The organism is Gordonia alkanivorans (genome assembly GCF_004011905.1).
Classification (GTDB): domain Bacteria; phylum Actinomycetota; class Actinomycetes; order Mycobacteriales; family Mycobacteriaceae; genus Gordonia; species Gordonia alkanivorans.
The window spans coordinates 3355797-3374340 of record NZ_CP027114.1 but is presented as its reverse complement, the minus strand read 5'-3'; the positions used below and the strand labels follow the sequence as shown (position 1 = coordinate 3374340).

Here is an 18544-nt window from a genome sequence, read left to right as displayed (position 1 = left end):
TTGCACCTCAGGGAGCGAGGGGTCGGCCTGCGCTCGCACCTCAGGGAGCGAAGGGTCGGCGCCCTCCTCAGGGAGCGGGGGGTGCGCTTCCTCGGGGAGCGAGGGGTCCGTTTGCGCTTCGGGGAGCGAAGAATTGGTCATTCGGCGTCGACCTCCGCAGTCGGAATCGGTTCGGTGAAGGTGAGGTCGGGGACTTCGATGGCGTGGTCCTCCCCGAGGAGGGACCGGAAGCGCACGGTGGTCATCGGCACCTTCTCCCCTTCCGCGGCCTGCTTCTGGGCCCAGGACCACAGCACGATGACGTGCGCGAGGTACGCCTCGTCGAGGCCCTCGATGACGTCGGTGAGCGGCACTGGTCCGGCGGCGACGGCGTTGTTCACGGTCTCGGTGAGTTCGACGGTGTCGACCTGGCCGGTCATCGAAGCGAACGCTGTCAGGTCGGCGTCGGCGCCACCGGCGGGCAGGGCCGGGGCGGGCGGGACGTGTTCGCGGATCTCGAAGGCGAGGCGGCCGATCGAGTTGAGGGTCGGGGCGGCCAGCGGTAGCTCGTAGCCGAGGCGACGGTCCGCGAGCGAGGACTTGAGCAGGTCGTTGGCGGTGGCCAGGGCGTCGTTGAGCTGACGCGCGAGACCGCGGCTCTGCTCGAGGGTTCCCGACGCGACGAAGCGTCGGATACGACGGGCACAGCGCTGGCGGGTGCGGCCGACCTCGGCCATCTGCTGGGTGACCAGACCGAAGAAGTTGTCCATCACCGACCGCAGGCCGGCGTCCATGCCGGGGAAGTTCTCGATGATGGTGTCGATGTCGACCTTGAGGCGGGCGCGACGCTCCGGGTCCTGGATCATCTGGCTGAACGCCTGGTACGACGCCGACTGCGACGACTGCAGCAGGGCCTCATAGTCGTCGAAGAGCTGGCGCTGACGGTCACGGTAGGCGAGGTCGGAGTCGCCCGGGTCGTCGAGCAACGCGGTGGTGATGCGGTCGAGCATCGTGCCGTACTGGCCGATGTCGGAGATGATCTGCTCCATCTGGTAGCCGATGGCGCGGGCGGAGTCCTCGGCGACGCGCAGATCGACCGGCGGGCGGCGGCCGGCCTCGAGGTCGGCGAGCTCGGCGTCGAGGTCGGACATCTGCGCCTCGAGCTCGAGGCGGATGGTCTCGGGATCGTTGCTGACCTGTCCGGCGACGCGGCGGAGTTCGGCGGCGATGCCGGTGATCGAGCCGCCGGTGGCGATGGAGTCCTCGCGGCGCTGGCGGCGCATGAAGTCCAGGACCGAGCGGGCTTCGCTGGTCAGGTGGCAGAGGTTGGGGGCGTCGGGGTCGGTGGTGTCGGTGACGCGGTGCAGCCAGCCCTGACGGGCCCACAGTTTGACCAGTTCCAGTCCGGTGGGCTGATCGTCGGTGAGGTCGAGTTCGGCGAGGTCGCGTTCGAGCCGCATCGTCAGCTCGACCTCCGACATCTTGGTGCCGTAGTCGAGGTGACGCTCCATCAAGGTGACGTAGAGAGCCGAGTTGTTCGCGGCGAACAGCTTGACCGCCGCCGACTTCTGCAGCGCACGGTTCGCTTCCAGGGCATCACCCAGCGTGACCTGCACCGATTCGGGCGGCGCGGCAGGACGCCCGGCCTCGCGCTGAGCCGGGTAGGCAGAAATCTCCATCGCCGCCTCACTGGGATCTCGGGGACTACAGGACCCGCGACAGTCTGCCACGTCCCCGCGACGGCACCCCAGTCCGGTGGTCGTGTGTTCGGCCGCCGGTGACCCACCTCGCTACCCTGAGCGTCATGGTGATGGCTGATCGTCCCGAGGTCGAGACCGCGTCCGGACCGCTGACGGCGCTGGCCGTCGCCGGCCTGGCGTCGAGCATGCTCGGTGGACTCGCGCGCGTGCCGTTCAAGAGGCCGTGGTCGGGACCGTCGGGGCTGTTGGACAACATCGGCCAGTCTGTCACCCGGCAGTCCATCCGTACGTTCATGGGTTACTCGATGGGTCTGCCGATCGAGGAATTCCGGTCGATGGAGAAGATCCTCGACGAGATCTGCCGCGTGGTGATGCCACCGTTCGTCGAATTGACCGACGGCGTCGAACTCACCGACGACACCATCGGCGGCGTCCCCGGCCTGTGGTGTCGCGCGAAGGCGAGTACCGACGCCTACGTCGACGAGGACGAGGAGAAGCAGGAGATCGGCGCGACCATCCTGTACCTGCACGGCGGCGGGTACATCGGGACGTCGCCGATCATGTATTCGGCGTTCGCGTCGTCGCTGGTGCGGATCACCGGGTTCGAGGTCTTCATCGCCGACTATCGGATGGCACCCGAATTCCCTTTTCCCGCCGGGGTTCTCGACGCCGCGGATGTCTACCAGGCACTCCTGGGCCGTGGGGTGAGCCCGGAACACATCATCGTCGCGGGCGACTCCGGCGGTGGTGGGCTCGCCGCGTCGCTCGTGGCGCACCTGCACGAGCAGGGTCTACCCAAGCCCGGTGCGATGGCGTTGTTCTCCCCCGAGATCGATCTCGACCTCGACCACCCGTCGATCACCGAGAACGCCCAGTACGACGTGCTGCCGTGGAACATCCCGGTGACGCCGTACCTCCATGGCGTGCAGCCGAACGATGCCCGCGTCTCGATCATCCACGCCGACCCGGACCCGGACTGGTTCCCGCCGACGTTCGTGTGCTGGGGCAAGGACGAGATGTTCCGCGACGGGATCCGGGAGTTCGCCCAGCGACTGGAAAAGGCCGAGGTGCCCACGCACGCCATCGAGGAACCCGGCATGTTCCATGTGTTCCCGATCCTCATGCCATGGGCCGAGGCGTCGAAGCGGGTGTTCCGGTCGCTCCATGACCTTGCTCAAGGCCACGTCGCCAGCGACCCGGACGCGACGCAGACGCACTGAGGTCGTCGGCTCACCCCAGGACGAACGCGAGCAGGAAGCCGCCCGCAGTGGCCAGGCCGACCCACCAGCCGCCTTCTCTATAGGCCTCGGGCATCAGGCCGTTGGCGAGGACACCGAGCGTTGCGCCGCCGGCGAAGGCCTGGACGACGCTGATCGCGGTCGGCGAGATGGCGTCGGAGACTGCGTAACCGCCGACGGTCACCGCGATGAGGATCGCGGCGGTCACCACCCACATCACGAGCGCGTCGCGCGGTGACATGTCGTGTTCGCGTCGCATCAACGACGCCCCGCTGACCGCCTCCGGGACGTTGCCGACGGCGATCGCCACCACCAGCACCAGCGAGCCGCCCGCGGTGAGCGAGACGCCCAGCGCGCTGTTCTCGGGCACGCCGTCGAGAAAGACACCCAGCATGAGCGCCGGACCTATGGCGCGGGAGCCGAGTTTGGTCTCGACGACATGATCGGCGATCACGTACACCGCGGTGCCGAGGCACAGCGCGGCCCCGGCGAGGCCGATCCCGGCCTGTGTGAACGCCGGCTGGAACAGTTCGGTGGACACCGCGGCGATCATCGTGCCCGCACCGAACGCCATCAGCGTTGCCAGGACGCGCGCCGGGAGATCCCACCGGAGACCGATCGCGGCTCCGATCGCGATGGGTACCGCAGTCACGAGTCCGTAGAGGATCGCAGTGAGCATGGGTCCAGCTTGCGCCTCGTCGTTCGGCGAGATGGTGCGACACGTCGGACGGGATCGGTGTCGTCCAGGTGGACGACGGCGAACGACGGTTACGGAGCCGTAGAGGTCGGGTTCGTCCGGAATCCGTGAGAAACAGGTCACAGAATTGCGGATCCCGCGCTCGACCTGCGGCGACGCAGAGGATATGCTGACTTACGTCCGATGAACCGGTCAGACCCCCGACCCGACCGGTTCGTCGGACATTTTCATTGCCGGACCATCCCGCCGTCCTGACGAGCGGTTGAGGGCCGGGCGCGCGTCGAGCGACGTGTTACGCAGACCGGCCATCCATTTATTCCAGCGGTAACCACCCGGTAATCGTCGAGGGGTGAACTGGTTCTCGTAGCAATCAGCTACTCGATGCGATCGAAATCTTCCGATCCACCGCTCTTGGGCAATGATGCCCGATCCGCATTCGTCTCACACGCCGAGCCGCCAGGCGCCGTCGTCTCGCCATCCAGGAGTCCTTGTGCCCTCTTTCGACGAAACCATCACCGAGAACATCGCCGCGTCGCTGGCGGAGATCCCGCATCCCTCACTTCCCAAGGGGTCCAACATCTACGGCGGGACCAAGATCTTCCCGGACTACCAGGCCGAGGACGGTGAAACGTACTTCACGCTGGTACACGGCATCGCGCACGAGTCGTCGGTGTCGTTCGTCGCGGTCCTGCAGGCGACCCGCGCCCTGCGCAAGGGCTTCGAATCGGCGATGTACTTCTACGGTCCCGGAGCCATCAATTGCCTTGCCACGCGCGGCTTTCCGACGACCGGTGACTCCGGATTCCCCGGTGAGCAGAACATCAACAACGCGCTCGAGACCTTCATCTCCGAGGGCGGCACCGTGTTCTGCTGCCGCTTCGGTCTCGCACTGCACGGCGGCCGCGAGGAGGACCTGATCGAGGGTGTCATCCCGGCGCATCCGCTCGACGTCCAGGACGCGATCATCCACTACGCACGCAAGGGCGCGATCATCAACTCGACGTACATGGTCTAGGCCACCACACTTTCCGCATCACCGACCCTGGGACATCCTATGACCACCATCGGATCCGTCGCGGCGAACTTCACCCGCGATCTCGAACAGAACTACGCAACAATTGAACAGTACGTCGTCGAGGCGCGGGCCCGCGGCGTCGACTTCCTGGTCTTCCCGGAGGCGGCGATCGGCGGATACCTGTCGTCGCTGGGCAACCACGGCGACACCCGTAAGAACAGTGCACGGTCGCTGCCACCGGCGATCTCCCTCGATGGACCCGAGATCGCGCGGGTGCAGTCCATCGTCGGAGATCTGGTGGTGGCGATCGGGTTCTGTGAACTCGGAGAGGACGGCGAGACCCGCTACAACGCGGCCGCCGTTCTCGACGGCCACCGGATCTACGGCAGTTACCGCAAGGTCCACCAGCCGCTCGGCGAGAACATGTCGTACTCGTCGGGCGAGGGATATGGCGTCTTCGACACCCCGATCGGACGTGTCGGACTCCAAATCTGTTACGACAAGGCCTTTCCCGAGGCCGCCCGCATCATGGCGCTCCAGGGCGCGGAGATCATCGCCAGCCTGTCGGCCTGGCCGGCGGCGCGCACCGCGACCGCCGAGAACCTTCAAGAGGACCGCTGGACCTACCGATTCAACCTCTTCGACGCCGCTCGCGCCCTGGAGAACCAGGTGTTCTGGGTGGCGTCGAACCAGAGCGGGACGTTCGGATCATTGCGCTACGTCGGCAACGCCAAGATCGTCGACCCGGGCGGCAACATCCTCGACACGACCCTTCTCGGCAGCGGACTCGCCGTCGCCGAGGTGGACATCTGCGAGAGCTTCACCGCGATGCGCGCCGGCATGTTCCATCTCCGGGACCGTCAGCCCGACAAGTACGGCCTGCTCACCGAACCGGAGACCGCCGACGACCTCGCCTGGCGGGACCTCGCTCATGCCTGAGATGACCGTCCAGGTGCGCTGGCCCGACGGGCAGTTCCGCCAGTACTACTCCCCCAGCCTCGTGCTGCACGACCACCTTGCACCGGGGTCGTACCGCGTCGACGACTTCCGGGCGCGGGCCACCACCGCACTCGAGGAGGCGAGCGCACGCGTGCGGGCGAAATACGGTTTCGCGTGCACCTCGGCCGCCGCATCCGCCGAGGAGATCGCCGACGATGCTGCGCGGCATCCGGATTCGGCGGAGGTCGAGGTGGTCTCGATGTACCCGCCGCTACCCGCCCACACCACCGACCTTCGGGAGCGCTCATGAACACACATGTTCCGGTCGTCGTCATCGGCGGCGGCCAGGCCGGCCTTTCGGTCAGCTGGTACCTCGGTGAGGCCGGGGTCGAGCACGTCGTCGTCGAAGCAGAGACCGCGGTCCATGCGTGGGCCGACAAGCGTTGGGACAACTTCACTCTGGTGACACCCAACTGGCATTGCCGACTGCCTGGGTACGCCTACGACGGTCCCGATCCGGACGGGTTCATGACCCGCGACGAGGTTGTGGAATGGCTGACCGGGTGGTTGCAGACCTTCGACCCGCCACTCATCGAGCACACGCGAGTGACCCGACTGCAGCGTCTGGGTGCTGACCGGTTCGAGGTGACCCTCGACGGGCCGGACGGCGTTCGCGCCGTGACGTGCGACCAGGCGGTGATCGCGACCGGCGGTTACCCGCTGCCGGTGATCCCGGCGTTCGCGTCGGCGCTCGACCCGGCCGTCCATCAGATCCACTCCGAGGAGTACTTCAACCCGGAGCAGCTGCCCGAGGGCGCGGTGCTCGTCGTCGGGTCGGGGCAGTCAGGCACGCAGATCGCCGAAGACCTACACCTGGCCGGCCGACAGGTTCACCTCGCGATCGGCAACGCGCCGAGGGTCGCGCGGTTCTACCGGGGACGCGACTGCATGACGTGGCTCTCGGACATGGGGCTCTACGACACTCCGACGCAGGAGTACCCGGGAGGTCGTGCCGCGCAGGAGAAGACCAACCACTACGTCACCGGCCGCGACGGTGGCCGCGACATCGACCTCCGACGCTTCGCCGTCGAGGGCATGCAGCTCTACGGCCTGCTCACCGACGGCAAGGATTCGACGCTGCGGTTCGCGCCGACACTCACCGACGCACTGGACAAGGCCGACGCCACCTACAACTCCATCTGCGCCGACATCGACCGCCACATCGACTCGCTGGGGATCGAGGCGCCGGAACCCTCACGGTACGAACCGGTGTGGACTCCGGAGGTCGACCCCGTGGAGTTGGATCTGACGGCCGCCGGCGTCACGTCGATCATCTGGGCCATCGGGTACCGACCCGACTACCGGTGGATCGAGGCCAGCGCCTTCGACGGCGGGGGTCGCCCGATGCAGACGCGCGGGATCACCGAGGTGCCCGGACTCAGCTTCGTCGGGTTGCCATGGATGCACACCTGGGGATCGGGACGGTTCCTCGGGATCGACCGGGACGCGGAGTATGTCGCGGAGCACATCGTCGGTGTTCTGGGTGAGAACCGCCCGCGGTTGGCGGCGGCGCAGTAGATGGCTGAGCGGGATGCGGTCGTCGCCCGCCCTTCGTGGCTCGTCGCTAGCGCTCCTCGCACCTCAGGGAGCGAGGGGGCATCGCTAACGCTCGTCGCACCTCAGGGAGCGGGCAAAGACTCGTCGACTTCGAAGCGCGGGTCACCAACCCTTCGTGGCTCGTCGCTAGCGCTCCTCGCACCTCAGGGAGCGAGGGGCGAGCACATCGATTTCCTCAAGGAGAGGAGTACCCATGACGGTATCCACACGAGTTGACCTGGCATTGCTCGGGATTCGGGGTGAACCGCCGGTGCAGCGGACCGGCGGGGCCGGACCGAGCGACGACGGCCACCTGATGGTCGACGGCCTGCACGCCGCGATACCGCGGAACCCGCAGAGTCCGTTCGTTTTCGACGGCCAGCGCGTGCTATACGACGGGGTGGACGTCGGCATCGAGGTCGAGGCAATCGGGCGGCCCCGGTTCTACGACCTGCAGACTGCCGACGGGATCAGCTACGAGAAGATCGCCCGCCTACACGGGCGCAATGTCCTGGCGACGACGGTGGTGCAGACGTGCATCCGCTACGACGAATCTGAGCGGTGCCGGTTCTGCTCGATCGAGGAGTCGCTGCGGTCGGGGTCGACGATCGCGGTGAAGAAGCCGGAGCAACTGGCCGAGGTCGCCCGCGCCGCAGTCGAACTCGACGGCATCACCCAGATGGTGATGACCACCGGCACCACCGGGGGTCGCGACCGTGGGGCCCGCCACCTCGCGCGGTGCGTCCGCACGATCAAGGCCGCGGTCCCCCACCTTCCGATCCAGGTCCAGTGCGAACCACCTGCCGACCTCGCGGTCCTGACCGAGCTGCGGGAGGCGGGCGCCGATGCGATCGGCATCCACGTCGAATCCCTCGACGACGACGTCCGGCGCCGGTGGATGCCGGGCAAGTCGTCGGTCTCGATGGCCGAGTATCGCGAGGCGTGGACCGAGGCCGTCCGCGTCTTCGGACGCAACCAGGTGTCGACGTACCTGCTCGTCGGACTCGGTGAGGACACCGACGAGATGATCACCGGCGCCAAAGAACTCGCCGACATGGGCGTCTACCCGTTCATCGTACCGTTCCGGCGCCACGCGGGAACGCTCGCCGTCGACGTCGACGATGCGCCGGCACCCGACCCGGCCATCGTGGAGAAGATCAGCCGCGACGTCGCGCGCCATCTCACCCTGATCGGGATGGCGGGAGCGGATCAGCGGGCCGGATGCGCGGCATGCGGAGCGTGCAGCATCCTGCCGACGGTGGGTGGCTGAATGAGGACAACCAGCACAGACGTTGTCGGCGGTGAACTGTCGATCCTCGCCGGTCGACGCCGCGTCGCCGCACGGCCGGACTTCCTGATCACGGTCGCCGACACCGCCGTCGAACATGCCGCCTACCGGGCGATGCGACACCGCGAATTCGTCGAACAACAAGAGCTTTTCGCGCATACCGACCTCGATGACACCGACGACGACCCGCGCACGGTGGTCCTCGTCGCGACATTGGCGGACGGGACCATCGCCGGCGGGGTTCGCGTCGCGCCCGTGCGCTGGAACGGATCGTCGGACACCGAGGACATCGGCTGGTGGTTCGGCAGCCGGCTCGTGGTCGCCGACCCCGGGCACGCAGCCGGGATCGGTCCAGCGCTCGTGCGCGCCGCGTGTGCGCACATCGAACAGCAGGGCGCGTTACGTTTCGACGCGACGGTGCAGGACCGCTACGCGCGGATGTTCCGGCGGCTCGGCTGGGATGACTGCGGGGCCGGTCCGGTGATCGCGGGTCAGGCGCACCGGGAGATGCGGTGGCCCATCCATAGGATCCAGCGGACCGTCGACGGCACCAAAGCAGTCCTCGCGGAGGCACTTGCACCGTTTGCCGACCAGGACGGCGGACTCGGGGCAGCCGGATTCCGCGGCGACGACGGCGTGCCGCTACCCGGCACCGACGTGATCGCAGCCTGCGATGCCATCATCCCGTCGATGATCGAACGCGACCCCGAATGGGCCGGATGGTGTTCGGTGCTGGTCAACATCAACGACCTGTCCGCGATGGGTGCGAGACCGATCGGGCTGCTCGACGCCGTCGGCGCACCCACGACCTCGCATCTGACCCGCATCATCCGCGGGATCTCCGCAGCCGCACGAGCCTGGCAGACCCCGGTTCTCGGCGGTCACACCCAGGTCGGCGTGCCGTCGTCGCTGTCGGTGACAGCGTTGGGGACCACCAGCAGTCCCCTGCGGGCCGGTGGCGGCGCGGTCGGCGACACGGTGACGCTGCACGCAGACCTCGGCGGGTCGTGGCGACCGGGCTATCACGACCGCCAGTGGGACTCGACGAGCTCACGCAGCAGCGACGAATTGTGTGCGATGGCAGGTCATCTGGCGAAGGTCGGACCGGCGTCGGCGAAGGACGTGAGCATGGCCGGGATCGCCGGGACCCTGGGCATGCTCGCCGAGGCGTCGGGCACCGGAGCCGAACTCAACGCCACCGCCGTGCCGCGGCCGAACGACGCGTCGATGGGCGCGTGGCTGACCTGCTTCCCCGGGTACGCAATGCTAAGTACGGACCGGCCGGGTCGTCGTACCGGTGTGCCTGCGCCGGACGCTCTCACGGTCGCGGACTGTGGGCGTCTCACCTCGGAACCCGGTGTGCGACTGCGGTGGCCCGACGGTGCGGTGACCGTCGCCGTGGCCTCCACGGTCACCGGGCTGGGGGCCGCGTGATCGGACCCCGGCTTCACGCTTCTCGTCGGCTCCCGGCCGGTACTGTTCGACCATGAGCACTGCCACCCTCGGTGCTCTCGCCGCGCACTTCGGCCGCGACGTGGAGCGCGGTGTGTCCAAGGCCGTCGGCATCGTCGAAGCAGCCGCGCGCGATGGCGTCGACCTGCTCGTCTTCCCGGACGCCACCCTCGGCGGTTACCTCGGCGACCTGCGCAATCCCGACCCCGACGAGCTGCCTCCGGCGCTGGATCCCGACGGACCCGAACTGGCCGCCATCATTGCCGCCGCAGGCGACACCACGGTTTGTATCGGTTACACCGAGGCCGACGGCGACAAGCATTTCAACACGGCGGTGTGCGTGTCCGGGGACGGGATTCTCGGCTCGCACCGAAAGGTTCACCAGCCCGCCGGTGAGTCCCTGGCCTACGCGGCCGGTGACGAGTTCCGTGCGTTCGACACCCCGGTCGGCCGGATCGGCATGCTCATCGACTACGACAAGACGTTTCCGGAATCGGGCCGCACTCTCGCCCTCGACGGTGCGCGGATCATCGCTGCCCTGTCCGCGTGGCCGGCGAGCGTGACCGACCGCGCCGCCCGGCTGCCCGCCGACCGCCAGTCACGACTCTTCGACCTCTACGACTGCGCCCGCGCCGCCGAGAACCAGGTGTTCGTGGTCTCGTCGAACCAGACCGGCGTGATGGGGTCGCTGCGATTCCTCGGACAGGCCAAGGTCGTCGGACCCGGCGGCGACATCCTCGCCACCACACGGTCCAAGGGTGGACTGGCCGGCGTCACCGTCGACGTCGACGCGGAGATCGACCGTGCCCGCCGCGTGCTGAGCCACCTCGCCGAACTGCGCCCGGACACCTACCGCAGCGCGAGACGTCAAGCCGGGTCGATCGCGGACCTATCATGACCGGTGTGGACTCCCCCTCACTCCGCGTCGCACTGCTGACCTACTCCACCAAACCCCGTGGCGGCGTGGTCCACACGCTGAACCTGGCCGAGGCGATGGCGCGACTCGGCGTCGACGTGACGGTCTGGTCGCTGGCCCGCGGCGGTGATGAGGGGTTCTTCCGCGCGGTGGATCCGGCGGTATCGCTGCGGCTCGTGCCGTTCGCCGACCGGGAGAACGAGACGATCACCGACCGCATCGTGCGGTCCATCGACACCCTGCGCGACGCCTTCGACGCAAGCGCCTACGACATCGTGCACGCTCAGGACTGCATCAGCGCGAACGCCGTCGGCACGTGTATCCGCACGATCCATCACCTCGATCAGTTCACGACGCCGATTCTCGTCGAATGCCACGAGAAGGCCGTCGTGAATCCGTATGCGCGGATCTGTGTGTCACGGGCGGTCGCCGACGAGGTTGAGCACGGCTGGGGGCTGACACCGGACGTGATCCCCAATGGGGTTGCGTACGAACGGTTTGCCGATGCGGCGTCGGATGTATCGGAAGCTGTTGAGGCGCGCGCCCAGTGGACCGGCAAACTCGGCGAGTACGTGCTGGCCGTCGGTGGGATCGAGCCGCGCAAGGGCAGCATCGACCTGCTCAACGCGTATGCGATGCTGCGTGAACGGCATCCGGAGCTGTCGCTCGTCTTCGCCGGTGGGGAGACGCTGTTCGACTATCGGGACTACCGTGCTGACTTCGATCGTCGCCGAGCCGAACTGGACGTCGAACCGATCGTCCTCGGCAATGTGCCCGACGACGAGCTGCCGTCGCTGGTCGCGGCCAGTCGGGTGTTCGCGTTCCCATCGGTCAAGGAAGGGTTCGGACTGGCCGCGATGGAGGCGCTGTCCGCGGGGCGGCCGGTGGTGACGCGTGAGCTGCCCATTCTCCGGGAGGTGTTCGGCGACACGGTTTCCTACGCGTCGACGGTGCCCGAGCTCGCCGAGGCGCTGGCGGACGCGTTCACGCCCGACCCGACGCGCGTCGACGCCGGCCGGTCGTTGGCCGCGTCGTTGACGTGGAAGGACGCGGCGCGTCGTCATCTCGAGTTCTACGCCCGGCATCCGATGCCCACGCGCACATGACCCATCCGCGTGCGGCTGAACGTGCCGGGATTGCCGCCGTCATTCTGACGGCGTTTCTGTGGGGCACGTCGGGAACGGTCGCCGCCTTGGCTCCCGCGCTCAGCGCGGTCACGATCGGTGCCGTCGCGATGTCGGGCGGCGGATTGCTGCAGGGTGCGATCAATTCTCGCGCGGTGCGTGCCGGGTGGCCGTCGTTGGTGCAGCGGTGGCCGACGGTGCTGGCGGGCGGCGTGTGCGTGGCGATCTACCCGCTGTGCTTCTACGGCTCGATGCGGATCGGTGGCGTGGCGCTGGGCACCGTGGTGTCGCTGGCGTCGGCGCCGTTGTTCTCGGCGGTGATCGAACGGGTGGCGGAGGGTCGGGCGTTGACGACGCGGTGGTGCGTCGCGTGCGCGCTGGGCATCGCCGGCAGTGTCGCGCTGGCGTTGTCGCGCAGCGAGTCGTCGCATGGTGACTCGGTCACCGGCAGCACCGCGTCGGCCTGGGGTGTCGTACTCGGGCTGGGAGCGGGCGCGACCTACGCGGGTTTCTCGTGGGCGATGCGACGCCTGATGAACCAGGGGCTCGCCCGCGGGGCGTCGGCCGGTGGCGTCATGGGACTGGGCGGGGTGCTGTTGCTGCCGGTGGTCGCGGTCTGTGTGCCGTCGGTGATCGATCACCCGGAAAGCCTCGGCGTCCTCGCCTATTTGATCGTCGTGCCTCAGTTCCTCGGTTACGTGCTGTTCAGCCGCGGGCTGGGACGGATCGACAGTTCGACCGCCACCACCATCACCCTCATCGAACCGGCGGTCGCCACAGTGCTGGCGGTCGTCGTGCTGTCGGAATCGATCACCGCGAGCGGTTGGGCGGGCATCGCGGTGCTGGCGGTGGCGCTCGTCGTGTTGATGGCTCCCGCGCGGCGTCGGAGATCGGTTAGCGTCGAGCGGAGAAGTACGCACAACGGCGCCCCCGCCGTGGATGAGGAGGACATGCATGAAGCAGTTCCGAGAGGCCGTCGAGGCACGTGACGCGCAGGCGATGCAGGATCTGCTCGCCGACGACGTCGTCTTCACCAGCCCGGTCGCGTTCAAGCCGTACCCGGGTAAGGCGATCACCTCGGCGATCCTGCGGGGCGTGCTGCGCGTCTTCACCGACTTCCGCTACGTCCGGGAGATCAACGACGAGGGCGGTCGGGATTCGGCGCTGGTCTTCGAGGCCACCGTCAACGGCAAGGCTGTCACCGGCTGCGACTTCATCCACGTCGACGACGACGGGAAGATCGACGACTTCATGGTGATGGTCCGGCCACTGTCGGGTGCGCAGGCCCTCGCCGAGGCCATGGGCGCACAGTTCGACCAGATCGCGGCCGAAGCGGCCGCCGAGACGGCAGGCGGGGCCAACGCATGAAACTCGGTCTGCAACTCGGATATTGGTCCGCGCAGCCGCCGGCCGGTCACGCCGATCTCGTCACCGCCGCCGAACAGGCCGGCTTCGACTCGATCTTCACCGCCGAGGCGTGGGGGTCGGATGCCTACACCCCGCTCGCCTGGCTCGGGTCGTCGACGACCCGCGTACGGTTGGGCACCTCGGTGCTGCAACTCTCGGCCCGTACGCCGACCGCCTGTGCGATGGCGGCGTTGACCCTCGACCACCTGTCCGGTGGACGGCACATCGTCGGACTCGGCGTGTCCGGGCCGCAGGTCGTCGAAGGGTGGTACGGGCAGAAGTTCGCCAAACCGCTCGGCCGCACGCGCGAGTACATCGACATCATGCGTCAGGTCTGGGCGCGGGAGGCGCCGGTCACCAGCGCCGGGCCGCACTATCCTCTGCCGTACAACGGCGAGGGCGCGTCGGGACTGGGTAAGCCGCTCAAGCCGATCACGCATCCGTTGCGTGCCGACATCCCGGTCATGCTCGGCGCCGAGGGGCCCAAGAACGTCGCACTCGCAGCCGAGATCGCCGACGGTTGGCTGCCACTGTTCTACACACCGCGCATGGCCGACACCTACAACGCCTGGCTCGACGAGGGATTCGCCAAGCCGGGTGCCCGCCGCAGTCGCGACGACTTCGAGATCATCGCGACCGCCCAGATCGTCATCACCGACGACCGGGCCGCGACCTACGCCGCCATCAAGCCGTTCCTCGCGCTGTACATGGGCGGAATGGGCAGTGAGGACACCAACTTCCACGCCGAGGTGTATCGCCGCATGGGGTATTCCGACGTCGTCGACGAGGTGACCAAGCTGTTCCGTTCGAACCGCAAAGAGGAAGCGGCGCAGATCATTCCCGACGCCGTCGTCGAGGACTCGGCCATCGTCGGCGACCTCGACCACGTCCGCGAGCAGATCAAGGTCTGGGAGTCGTGCGGTGTCACCACGATGCTGGTCTCCCCGCGCACCATCGAGGAGATCGATCAGCTCGCCGGCCTCATCAGCTGATGCTGTCCCCCGCCCGGTTCACGATCCTCGACGACGTCGTCGCCTTCCCGACGCCTGTCACGGACACGTTCGACTACCTCACCGACCCGAGCAATCGGCCCGCATGGCAGTCGAGTCTGCGGCGCATCGACGATCTCCGTGTGATCGGCGACCGGGCGGGTGACGTCGGGACCAGTTGGACCGACGTCACCGTCGTGCCCGGGGTCGGTCCGCGGATGGAGGTCACCGACTGCGAGCCGCATCGGTTGTGGCGGGAAGTCGGTGGATGGCGATCGGTCGACGCAGTACTGACGTTGGGCTTCGAGGAACGATCCGACGGCGGCACGGATGTCCACGCCGTGGCGACGTTGACGGTGCCTGCCATCGGCGTGCCCCTGCTGGCGGTGAACCGGTGGCCGGCGGCGCGGGCGATCCGCGCCGACCTCGCTCGTGCGGCCCGGCTCGTCGCCGAGCATGATGGTCGGTGATCACCGGCCGCTCGGGTAGCGTGACCAGGGTGAACATGAAGAATGCGACGCTCGCGCTCGGCGCGGCCCTCGTCCTCGCGGTGGCCGGCTGTAGCTCCGACTCCGATTCCGATTCCGGCACAACCGAAGCCACCGGTACCGCCGCAGCCGGCAGCACCGACACCGGTTCGGCTCCGACCAGCTGCCCCACCGCGTCGGCCAAGGACGGCGCCGAGCCGCAGTGGACCTTGAAGGGCGCCACCGGCGAGATGGAGATGGTCGCCGCCACCGAGAACGAGGCGCCGAAGATCACCGTCCAGTCGCCGTTCAGCGTCGATCAGACCGTGGTCGAAACCCTCGTCGAGGGCGACGGGCCCGTCGTCGCCGAGACCGCATCGGTCACCGTCTGCTACGTCGGCGTCAACGGACGCAACGGCGAGGAGTTCGACAGCGCCTACCAGAGCGGCACTCCCGTCGACTTCCCGCTGAACGGCGTGATCCCCGGCTTCAGCAAGGCGATCGCCGGGCAGAAGGTCGGTTCCAAGGTAGGCGTCGCGATGACGTCGGCCGACGGTTACGCCCAGGGACAGCCGAGCGCCGGGATCGAGCCCGGCGACACGCTCATCTTCGAGATCGGAATTCTCGCGGCGTCTTAGGGATCTAGAACGAAATACGAAGGGCTGGTGGCCGTTTGGTCACCAGCCCTTCGTGGCTCGTCGCTATCGCTCCTCGCACCTCAGGGAGCGAGTGGTGGCGTCGACCGCTCCTCGTTTCCGACTGCCGAACCTCAACTCGACCGGCAGACGTCGATCGAAGTCTGCAGGTCGGGTTGAAGTCGACCGGTTTGCGGAGCCTCGTGCTGGACGGAAGAACTCGCTCGTTACAGCGCGCGGTGCCGGATGTCGATCGGCAGACCGTCGGCCGGGGTGGGTCCGGTGCCGTAGGTGAGTTCGGGCTTGTAGCCGGCCGGGACGGTCCACTCGAAGCGCTGCAGCATCTGGTGCAGGATCGACTTCACCTCCATGCCACCGAAGTACAGGCCGATGCACTTGTGTGCGCCGCCGCCGAACGGGGCCCAGGCGAAGCGGTGGACCTTGTCCTCGCGACGCTCGGCCGAGAAGCGCTCGGGGTCGAAATGGGTGGGGTTCGGCCACCATTCCTTGCGCAGCATGGTCGCCCAGGGGTGGATGGCCAGCAGGGTGCCCTTCGGAATGTAGTGGCCGCAGATCTCGGTGTCCTCGATCGCCATCCGGAAGAGCATGCCGACGGGGGCGTTGAGGCGCAGGGTCTCCTTGAAGGCGAGTTCCATGCTGGGGAGCTTGTCGACGTCGTCGTAGTCGATCGTCGGCTTGTTGAGGGCCAGCGACTCCTCGCGCAGACGCTGCTGCCACTCCGGATGGCGACCCAGGAAGTAGGTCAGCATCGACAGCGCAATGGTGGACGTGTCATGCGCGGCCATCATCACGAAAATCATGTGGTTGACGATGTCCTCGTCGGTGAAGGTCTCACCCTCGTCGCTCTCGCTGTTGCAGAGGACGGTGAACAGGTCGTCGGCGTCGCTGCCGCGGCGCAGCGGGATCTCGGAGCGGAAGTACTCCTGCAGGACCTCGCGGCCGCGGAGTCCCTGCGCCCAGGTCCAGTTGCCGACATCCTTGCGGACCATCGCCTGACCGCCACGGACCGCGGCCTCGAAGGCCTTCTCGAGGCGATGCGCCTCGGCTTCGCTCACGTGCGCACCCATGAAGACCTCGGTGGCAAGCGAGAGCGTCAGGTCCTTGGTGTTGGAGTACATGTGGAAGCCCTTGCCCACCTGCCAGTTGGCGAGGGTCTTCTCGATGTGCGGGGTCATGATGTCCAGATAGCCGTTCAGGCGCGGGCGACTGAAGGCCTGCTGCATGATGCGGCGGTGCTGCATGTGCTCGTCGAAGTCCATGAGCATGACGCCACGGCGGAAGAACGGACCGATCATCGGCTCCCAGCCGAGCTCGCTGGAGAACGCCTTGTTGCGGTTCATCCACACGGCCTCGATGGCGTCGGGGCCGACGAGGGTCACCATGTTCATGCCGAGGGCACCCGACCAGGACACCTGGCCGTACCGCTCGAAGCGGTCCATCGCCGACTGCAGCGGGTCCGCGAGGGCCTGAAGGGTGTTGCCCAGGTACGGGATACCGGGATCACCCATGACCGGCTTGAGGCCTGAACCCGCAGGTGGCTCGGCCAGCGGGCGCTCTTTGCTCGGGTACATGCTGCTCAGCTTGCCGAGCGCGGTCTGCATCTGCTTCTTCCGACTAGCCATGTCCTTGCCACTCCCCGTTGATCCGTTGTGCCTTAGGTCACTATGCACCATTGGAACGGATTTTGACAGTTGTTTCAAGAGGCGAGTCTGTGTCAGCCGCTCAGTTCCCTCGGCTATTCACGATTTCACCGACAGAGTTCGAGGCCAGGCGTGGTGCGAGCACGCCGAAGGAGACGATCACGACCAGTCCCCAGACCAGGTACGACGACCCGATGACGTGCTGCCACCAGGCCCACGACAGCTCGGCGTCGTAGCGCTGCGGGACGTGCTGATGCGGGGCGTAGGCGAAGATGATCAGCCCGGTGCCGACCATCCACCACCAGATTCTCGACGCCTCCAGGCGTGCGGCCAGTGCGATCAGCACCAGGAGCAGCGGCACGATCCAGACCCAGCTGTGGTCCCAGGCGACCGGTGAGCAGAACAGCCAGGCGAAGGCGACGGTCATCACGGCCGCGACCTCGAGCGTCTCGTCGCGACCATTCGCAGAGGCCTCCGACGCGGACAGCAGGCGCCACGCCGACCACGCGATGAGCAGTCCGACGACGAGAGCCGCGCCGAACCAGATGAGCTCCGACTCGAAGCCGAGTCGGGCCACCTCGCCCTTCACCGACTGGTTGTTGGCGAATTGCGGACTACCGATGCGTTCGGTGTCGAACAGGGTGGATGTCCAGTAGGTGACGGAGTCGTCGGCCGCCAGCAGATACCCGATGCCGGCATAGGCGACGGCCGACACCGCGCCGACGACGAGTGCTCGCCAGTCGCGTCGGAGGAAGAACAGCAGCAGGAAGACCGCCGGGGTGAGCTTGATCGAGATGGCCAGACCGACCAGCAGGCCGCGCCACCAACGCCCTCGCCCGAGCAGGGCGTCGACGACGACGAGGGTCATCAACACGATGTTGATCTGCCCGAAGTTCAGAGTGTCGCGGACCGGTTCGAGCCACAGGCCGATGGTGGTCGCGGCGGTCGCCAGCCACCAGAGATCCGACGACGAGCGGTCGGTCAGGTGGGCCACCACGATCCGGCAGACCACCAGCAGGCAGGCGATGGTCGCAGCGGTGAACAGCGCTTGACCCAGTCCCAACGGGACGACGGTGAACACGGAGAACAAGGCCGCCGCCAGGGGTGGATAGGTGAACGGCAGATAGGAGCCGCCGCCGAGCGTCGGAAGGGTGCCGTAGAGGTCACCGCCGTCGAGGAAGACGCGGCCGCCCATGCGATAGACGTCGAAATCGATGCGATAGGGCACCGGCGGATGGTTCGGGAGTACGAAGATCGCGATCGCCGCACTGACGAGGAAGACGACGAGCGTCAGCCTTCGCGCCCACGCCGAACGGAGATAGCGATCGATCACCGACCGGGGAATGTCCACAACTGTCACGAGCCCTCTCTTCCGAGCGGGATCGTATCGCGGTGGAACTGAGAGTCAGCGGGGGCGGCGGCGACCCCGCTGAGGTGGTTG

Annotated in this window: 18 protein-coding genes; 14 read left to right on the top strand and 4 right to left on the bottom strand. The window is 67.5% G+C overall.

The genetic code is table 11. The features are described 5' to 3' along the window. Positions 1-137 precede the first annotated feature (137 nt). Positions 138-1658 carry a DUF3375 domain-containing protein gene (locus tag C5O27_RS15335; RefSeq protein ID WP_127963067.1) on the bottom strand — a complete coding sequence of 507 codons (1521 nt, stop codon included), beginning with the start codon at positions 1656-1658 and terminating at the stop codon, positions 138-140. A 125-nt stretch (positions 1659-1783) separates the two neighbouring features. Between C5O27_RS15335 and C5O27_RS15330 the strand changes: the two genes are divergently transcribed. Further along, positions 1784-2899, top strand: coding sequence for an alpha/beta hydrolase (locus C5O27_RS15330; protein WP_127963066.1), 1116 nt, complete (start codon positions 1784-1786; stop codon positions 2897-2899). 10 nt (positions 2900-2909) lie between these two features. On the opposite strand, the gene C5O27_RS15325 is transcribed toward C5O27_RS15330, so the two are convergent. Next, entirely contained in the window at positions 2910-3596 is a 687-nt protein-coding gene (locus tag C5O27_RS15325; RefSeq protein ID WP_127963065.1) for a ZIP family metal transporter, read from the bottom strand. Positions 3597-4104: 508 nt separating this feature from the next. On the opposite strand from C5O27_RS15325, the gene C5O27_RS15320 reads away from it, so the two are divergent. The 13 genes from C5O27_RS15320 (at position 4105) to C5O27_RS15260 (ending at position 15445) form a co-directional block, all read left to right on the top strand. Next, the gene (locus C5O27_RS15320; RefSeq protein ID WP_005195025.1) at positions 4105-4629 is read left to right on the top strand and encodes an MSMEG_0572/Sll0783 family nitrogen starvation response protein; all 525 of its coding nucleotides are present in this window, start codon (positions 4105-4107) and stop codon (positions 4627-4629) included. Between the two features lie 39 nt (positions 4630-4668). After that, positions 4669-5568, top strand: a complete 900-nt coding sequence (locus tag C5O27_RS15315; protein WP_127963064.1) for a carbon-nitrogen hydrolase family protein — start codon at positions 4669-4671, stop codon at positions 5566-5568. Beyond that, positions 5561-5878, top strand: coding sequence for an MSMEG_0570 family nitrogen starvation response protein (locus C5O27_RS15310; protein WP_127963063.1), 318 nt, complete (start codon positions 5561-5563; stop codon positions 5876-5878). The genes C5O27_RS15315 and C5O27_RS15310 overlap by 8 nt, the downstream gene beginning before the upstream one ends. Continuing rightward, a complete protein-coding gene (locus C5O27_RS15305; protein WP_127963062.1) occupies positions 5875-7146 on the top strand; it encodes an MSMEG_0569 family flavin-dependent oxidoreductase in 1272 nt (423 codons plus the stop codon). The genes C5O27_RS15310 and C5O27_RS15305 overlap by 4 nt, the downstream gene beginning before the upstream one ends. A 232-nt stretch (positions 7147-7378) precedes the next feature. Continuing rightward, on the top strand, positions 7379-8434 hold the full coding sequence (locus C5O27_RS15300) for an MSMEG_0568 family radical SAM protein (protein WP_127963061.1): 1056 nt from the start codon (positions 7379-7381) through the stop codon (positions 8432-8434). Beyond that, positions 8435-9886, top strand: coding sequence for an MSMEG_0567/sll0787 family protein (locus tag C5O27_RS15295; RefSeq protein ID WP_127963060.1), 1452 nt, complete (start codon positions 8435-8437; stop codon positions 9884-9886). It abuts the gene before it with no gap. A gap of 52 nt (positions 9887-9938) precedes the next feature. Further along, positions 9939-10802 (top strand): carbon-nitrogen hydrolase family protein, encoded by an 864-nt coding sequence (locus C5O27_RS15290; RefSeq protein ID WP_127963059.1) that lies wholly within the window; start codon positions 9939-9941, stop codon positions 10800-10802. Beyond that, on the top strand, positions 10799-11926 hold the full coding sequence (locus C5O27_RS15285; RefSeq protein ID WP_127963058.1) for an MSMEG_0565 family glycosyltransferase: 1128 nt from the start codon (positions 10799-10801) through the stop codon (positions 11924-11926). Before C5O27_RS15290 ends, C5O27_RS15285 begins: the two co-directional genes overlap by 4 nt. Then, positions 11923-12933, top strand: a complete 1011-nt coding sequence (locus C5O27_RS15280; RefSeq protein ID WP_127963057.1) for a DMT family transporter — start codon at positions 11923-11925, stop codon at positions 12931-12933. Before C5O27_RS15285 ends, C5O27_RS15280 begins: the two co-directional genes overlap by 4 nt. Next, on the top strand, positions 12899-13312 hold the full coding sequence (locus C5O27_RS15275) for a nuclear transport factor 2 family protein (RefSeq protein ID WP_127963056.1): 414 nt from the start codon (positions 12899-12901) through the stop codon (positions 13310-13312). Before C5O27_RS15280 ends, C5O27_RS15275 begins: the two co-directional genes overlap by 35 nt. Continuing rightward, positions 13309-14343, top strand: a complete 1035-nt coding sequence (locus C5O27_RS15270; RefSeq protein ID WP_127963055.1) for an LLM class F420-dependent oxidoreductase — start codon at positions 13309-13311, stop codon at positions 14341-14343. Before C5O27_RS15275 ends, C5O27_RS15270 begins: the two co-directional genes overlap by 4 nt. Beyond that, on the top strand, positions 14343-14810 hold the full coding sequence (locus C5O27_RS15265; RefSeq protein ID WP_127963054.1) for an SRPBCC family protein: 468 nt from the start codon (positions 14343-14345) through the stop codon (positions 14808-14810). Before C5O27_RS15270 ends, C5O27_RS15265 begins: the two co-directional genes overlap by 1 nt. Before the next feature lie 35 nt (positions 14811-14845). After that, a complete protein-coding gene (locus C5O27_RS15260) occupies positions 14846-15445 on the top strand; it encodes an FKBP-type peptidyl-prolyl cis-trans isomerase (RefSeq protein ID WP_035751723.1) in 600 nt (199 codons plus the stop codon). Positions 15446-15669: 224 nt separating this feature from the next. Here C5O27_RS15260 and C5O27_RS15255 read toward each other — a convergent pair whose 3' ends face one another. Together C5O27_RS15255 and C5O27_RS15250 are read right to left on the bottom strand one after the other, a co-directional pair. Further along, entirely contained in the window at positions 15670-17085 is a 1416-nt protein-coding gene (locus C5O27_RS15255) for a cytochrome P450 (RefSeq protein WP_187346496.1), read from the bottom strand. Between the two features lie 100 nt (positions 17086-17185). Further along, positions 17186-18463 (bottom strand): glycosyltransferase 87 family protein, encoded by a 1278-nt coding sequence (locus C5O27_RS15250; protein WP_127963053.1) that lies wholly within the window; start codon positions 18461-18463, stop codon positions 17186-17188. Between the last annotated feature and the right edge of the window lie 81 nt (positions 18464-18544).